The following is a 5,881-nucleotide window of genomic DNA, read 5'->3' as shown; positions in this document are numbered from 1 at the left end:
ATTGATAATTACCTCTCCCTTTTAGGGAGAGGATTGACAAATAAGGAAAATATTTATTTCTCTTGGTCGATTGGATATGGCGTTAGCGAAGCGGCTCTGCAAGAGCGGGAAACCTCGCCATCCCATCCTGACGGAATGCTCCGCAAACGACCGTTTTTTTCCCCTTGAAAGGGGAGGCTTCAAGGCGTGAATTATCTAATTATTTAATTGTTTAATGATTAATTATTTCGGTAAAAGAAGAGATTTACCTTCTGTACACATATTCATCCCTTTGTTCACTAATACTAGAGAATCGCTTCATTGGCAATTGGATATAAAAGGACGTACCTGTACCCAACTCCGACTCTACTTCTAGGCAACCCTCATGTTTTTCTTCAACAATTTGTTGAGCGATCGCTAATCCCAAACCTGTACCTTGACAAACTCTTTTAGTAGTAAATAAATGGTCAAAAATTCGTGCTTGCACCTCTTGACTCATCCCTTTACCATTATCACTAATTGATATTTTTACTTGTTCATTTTCAGCTATAGTTTTAATCATAATTTTATTGGGTTTTCCTTCAATATCCTCAAAGCTAAGTCCGTAATTAGACTCATCTAAAGCATCTATAGCATTTGCCAAAATATTCATAAATACCTGATTTAACTTACCTGGAAAACAATCAACTTGTGGTAAATCACCATACTCAGTAATAACTTCAATTTCTGGACGTTTTGTGTTAGCTTTAAGACGATGTTTGAGAATTAAAATGGTACTATCTAGCCCATCATGAATATTAAACTTTACTTTATGCTCTGTATCCGCACGGGAGAAGGTTCCTAAACTAACACTAATATTTTTCAATCTGTCCGCTGCCATAACCATTGCATCTATAATTTTGGGCAAATATTCTAGACTATAATCCAAGTCGATTTCATCTGCGTGTGTAATAATTTCCTCACTTGGTTGGGAAAAAGTTTCTTGATATAGTTGTAGGTGTTCAATAATATCTATAATGATGGGTTGAGTTTGCTCAAGACCATTACAAATAAAGCCAACAGGATTATTCATTTCATGTGCTACACCAGCAACTAAATTACCTAATGCTGACATTTTTTCGCTTTGAACAATTTGTAATTGTGCTTGTTGTAAATCTTTTAATGCTTGTTGAGCTTGTTGATAAAGTCGAGCATTTTCTAGGGATATTGCTGCTTGGAATGTACTCATTTTCCTGAGCTTTAGCAATAGAGCGATCGTAATAGTCAATTTGGTTGTGAAATTGTAGGAGTTCATTAAATTTGGGGGATTTATTGCGCAATACTTTGATAATAACAGGTTGGTTATTTTTATTGCGCGTCCCTCGATAAACTGCAGTTCTTGTCCCTTGGTAGAGGATTTCGGTTATGTGGTAGCTACTCAGAGTAATCATAATGGGTGTTTATATATAATAAGTATTATACTAAATTTGTCTTTAGTTGCCTATAATATAAGTTTGATAGATAATCTTTGCTACAAATTAACTCAGGCGTTGGTGAACCGAGCTATGAAATCTAAACTGTTATAAGAAACCGGGTTTGTTGGAGACAAATTTCACTATTTATCAGCATCTAATACAAAGCCGGTTTCTAGAATGCCAGAAAAATCATAGCCACGCATCACCAACACCCAAATTAACTCAAAATACACCCAGGATAATTTCTACATATAAGCCTGAAGTTCATCTCGTAAAGCATTCTCAACCCGCTCATATTCTGCCTTAACCTGAGATAAAATCACATCTGTGCCTTCCGTAGCTCCCCCACGTCCAATAGATTCTAATTCCTTGCAAAGCTGAGATAGGTTTGTGGCACCGACAGAAGCACTACTAGACTTCATGGTGTGAGCAGATTTTTGTAGCAATTCTGCCTGCTCTTTTTCAATTGCTTGAGTAATTTCATTTAAAAGTTTGGGTGTATCTTCCAGATAGCAATTAATTATTTCCACGACCATTTCGGGGTCGTATCCTGCCATTTCCTTCAACTCCTCCAATACTGCTTTATCAATCACTATTTCTGATTCTGGCGCAGGTGCTTTTTCCTGCTTGACTATTGTTTCTGTTGCTGAGAGACCACATTTACTTAAAGCCGTACTCAATGCTTCTCGGCGAACTGGTTTAGCAATATAGTCATCCATACCAGCATTTAGACATTTTTCACGATCGCCTTGCATAGCATTAGCAGTCATAGCAACAATACAGGGGCGTTCATCTTTTGCCCATTCAGCACAGATTTGGCGTGTAGCAGTCAAACCATCCATTTCTGGCATTTGTACATCCATCAATACCACATCATAAGACTGACGATGTAAGGCAGCTAATACCTCTAAACCATTTGCTGCAATATCAGCTCGATATCCTAAATTTTTCAGAATATTAATTGCGACTTTTTGGTTAACGACATTATCTTCAGCTAAGAGAATTTTCAAAGGTAATGTTTCTGCTAGCTTGATATTTGATTCAATTTTTAATTTTTGCGCACTATCAACTATATTTCCTTTAAATATTCCTACTAACACTTTCTCAATTTGAGATTGTTTAATTGGCTTATTTAGATAAGTAGTAGCATTTATATTAGCCTTGGTATTTGATAATTCTTGAGCTAAAGAACTCAGAAAAACTATGGGTAAATCCTGACAACTGCCAAGTTTACGAATTTCCCTAGCTAGAGTTATGCCATCCATTCCAGGCATTTGTACATCTAAAATAGCAACATCAAATTTATCCCCTGACTGTAGTACATTTATTGCTTCTTCCCCACTAGCTATAGCTTGAGACCTCATACCCAGGGATTCTGATTGAAGTGTCAGCACTTCCCTATTCGTAGCATTGTCATCAACGATTAACAAATGTTTATTTTCTAATAATTTTTCAGTTCCATTCTCCTGCTCAAGACATGAACTACTAGGAACAGCAGGAGATACTATCGTAAAGAAAAAAGTGGAACCAACTCCTAGTTCACTCTCTACCCACATTGTTCCTCCCATAATTTCAGTTAACCGCTTGCTGATAGCTAATCCCAATCCCGTACCACCGTAGTAACGAGTTGTAGAAGCATCAACTTGACTAAAAGGCTTAAATAGACGATTTCGGCGATCGCGTGGAATACCAATACCAGTATCTTTAACTGCGAATTGTATTGTGTAGAAAATAGGACAGGGAGTATTTGGTTGAGTACATTCTGTTTGATTGGGAATGGGGCAATGCCGATTTTCAGAAGAGTTTAAGTCTAGGTTTTGAGGTGAAGCGGTGACAGATACAACAACTTCCCCAGTCTCTGTAAACTTAACCCCATTGCTGAGAAGATTAACTAACACTTGGCGTAAGCGAGTTATATCTCCGACTATAACTTCAGGAGTTTGTCGATCTATTAGATAAGCTAGCTCTAACTTTTTCTCTGTTGCCCTTGGCGCTAATAAATCTAGACATTCTTCTATGCAGGTTCGGAGATTAAAGGGTTGTTCCTCTAACTCTAATTTGTCAGACTCAATTTTTGAGAAGTCAAGAATATCATTAATTAAGATCAACAAAGCATCCCCACTGTTGCGGATAACTTCTACAAAATCTAGCTGTTGTGGGTTAAGTGATGTATCTAAGAGTAAACCCGTCATCCCAATAACTGCATTCATGGGAGTACGAATTTCGTGGCTCATTGTTGCGAGGAATTCACTCTTAGACCGGTTGGCAATTTCTGCTTCTTCTTTAGCAATTCTCAATTCATCTTCTGCTTGTTTCTTTCCTGTAATGTCCGTTATTGTGCCAACAAGGCGAGAGGGTTTATTTTGCTTGTCACGAATACATTTACCTTTAGCAAATATCCATACATAATGTCTATCCTGATGTTTAATCCGATGGGTATTCTCATAAAGCTCTGTTTTTCCTTCTAAATGTGCTTGTATGTCTTTGAGCGCTACTTCTAAATCATCTGGATGTACATTATCTGCCCAAGTAGAATATATATGAGGAAGTGGGTTGTCTTCGTAACCCAGAATTCTCATCCATGTGGGTGAGTAATAAACTTCATTTGTGTGTATATTCCAATCCCAGATACCATCGTTTGTACCTGATACCGCAAGTTCATAGCGTTCTTCGCGATCGCTTAAAATGGATTCTATCCGACGACGCTGGATAATTTCTGCACTTAAAGCTTCATTTTTTTTGTTGAGTTCCTCAGTTCTTTCTGCAACTCGTTTTTCTAAGGTTGCATTTGTGTGGTTGATTTCTATAAATTTTTCCTGTAGTGCTACTGCCATTAACTGAAAGTTGACAGTAAGGGTATTAATCTCTGCAATTCTACTCTGTGGCAAATCTGTAGGAACTGATTCTGACACAAGTTTTTGAGGTAAGTCTGTAGTTACCTGTGCCAGTTTTAACATCGGTGCTACTAATCTTTTGCTAAGTAAGATTGATGTGATTAATCCTAAGATTGCTATTACTTGCATTGTAGCTAGATTTTTAATGTAGCTCCTATCTAAATACTCAATATAGGGTGCTGTTGCTTGCTTGATATATAAAGACCAGGAAATATCAGGACTAATTTTGACCTTGACTCCATAGAATGATTGTTTCCACCGTTTCATTTTTGGCATTCCTGGTGTTTTTGGTTGCCACTTAAAAATATCTCCATTGTAGTAGATATTTCCTGTTTCCTGTAAGTCTAATTTTTCTTGAATAGTTACTCCGGAACGACTATCCGCAATTATATAGTTGTCACCATCCACAAGTATTGCTTCTATTCCTTCTGTTCCATTTACTTGGGTATTTAGTTTCAGAAATTTACTAACTTGACTTAAGTCTAGAGAACCATAAGCAATTCCTGCAAACTGATTATTTCTGACTACTGGTATTGCGATACCAACATGGGGTGTAATAGAAGCTTTATCTCTATGAACATCTGTAATTTCTGGTTCTAGTTTTTTTGCTATCTCCTTGAGATTATATTTATCAGATATGTTTAAGTTAAACATTGATTCTCCAACTTCATTAAATTCTGGTTGAGTAGCAATTATGTCACCACTAACATCAGTGACATAAATTTTCAGAAAAGAGGGGAATGTTTTTTGAATTACTGATATACTTTTTTGTAAACTATCTCTTTCCGAATCTGGTGTTTGAGTTCCTATTTTTGCTAATTCTGCTATAGCATTGAGATGTTGTTGATACCAATATTTTAAGTTATTTGCTAGAGGTGCTTTTGCAACATTGAGTTCTTTTTGAATATCGTTTTCAATAGTATCCAGTATATGTTGACCATTAAATATGGTGAGTATTAAAGCTGGAAATAAAATAAATGCCATTAACAAATTAAAGATAGTTTGTTGAAATGAAGAGTATTTTTTTTCTCTGGGAAAACCAGCTAATTTATGTATTGGTAAATAAGTGATAATTAAGTTAGCAATTAAGGCATTAAAGAAGCCATTAACTGATTGCTTCAAGATGAGTAACAGGGTTTGTGTTTGACTGAAATCTAACACAAATCTATAAAATAATACCACTAAAGGCATCCCCAGAACAATCCAGTATATTCCATCTAGCAATACCATATTTTTATAACCCCGCCGATTTAACATTACTCCGACAAACATTACTTCTAGAGTAAAAATAATAATTGCATAAGGATGATTCCATAAAAAGTATGTGTGGGTACTAGCAATCAAGGCAGCTAAAGTACCCCATTTAGTTCCATAGAAATAAACTACTATTAAGCTTGCTATACTACCGAAAAGAAAATCTACCCCAAAAAACAAATGTATTTTGAAGTAGTTACCTAAGTAACCTATTATGATTAACAAAATTGGTATTAATATAAATTTGGGATTAGTAATTTTTGCGGATTTGTTGTTTTTGTGGAAAAAGTTCATGTTTTT

The 5,881-nt window shown here is 36.0% G+C and carries 2 protein-coding genes; both read right to left on the bottom strand.

What is annotated here, in order from left to right:
* Positions 1-244: 244 nt before the first annotated feature.
* A complete protein-coding gene (locus tag AFK68_RS14185) occupies positions 245-1,207 on the bottom strand; it encodes a sensor histidine kinase (protein ID WP_371357384.1) in 963 nt (320 codons plus the stop codon).
* 471 nt (positions 1,208-1,678) lie between these two features.
* Complete coding sequence (locus AFK68_RS14180) at positions 1,679-5,806, bottom strand: response regulator (protein WP_168186470.1); 4,128 nt, start codon at positions 5,804-5,806, stop codon at positions 1,679-1,681.
* Positions 5,807-5,881 lie beyond the last annotated feature (75 nt).

The organism is Hydrocoleum sp. CS-953, from assembly GCF_002260545.1.
Taxonomy (GTDB): domain Bacteria; phylum Cyanobacteriota; class Cyanobacteriia; order Cyanobacteriales; family Microcoleaceae; genus Trichodesmium.
The sequence above is the reverse complement of the archived record's forward strand: the minus strand, read 5'-3'. Positions and strand labels throughout refer to the sequence as shown.

Coding starts and splice junctions, on each gene's coding strand:
- AFK68_RS14185 (WP_371357384.1), bottom strand. CDS start 1,207: ATGAGTACATTCCAAGCAGCAATATCCCTAGAAAATGCTCGACTTTAT.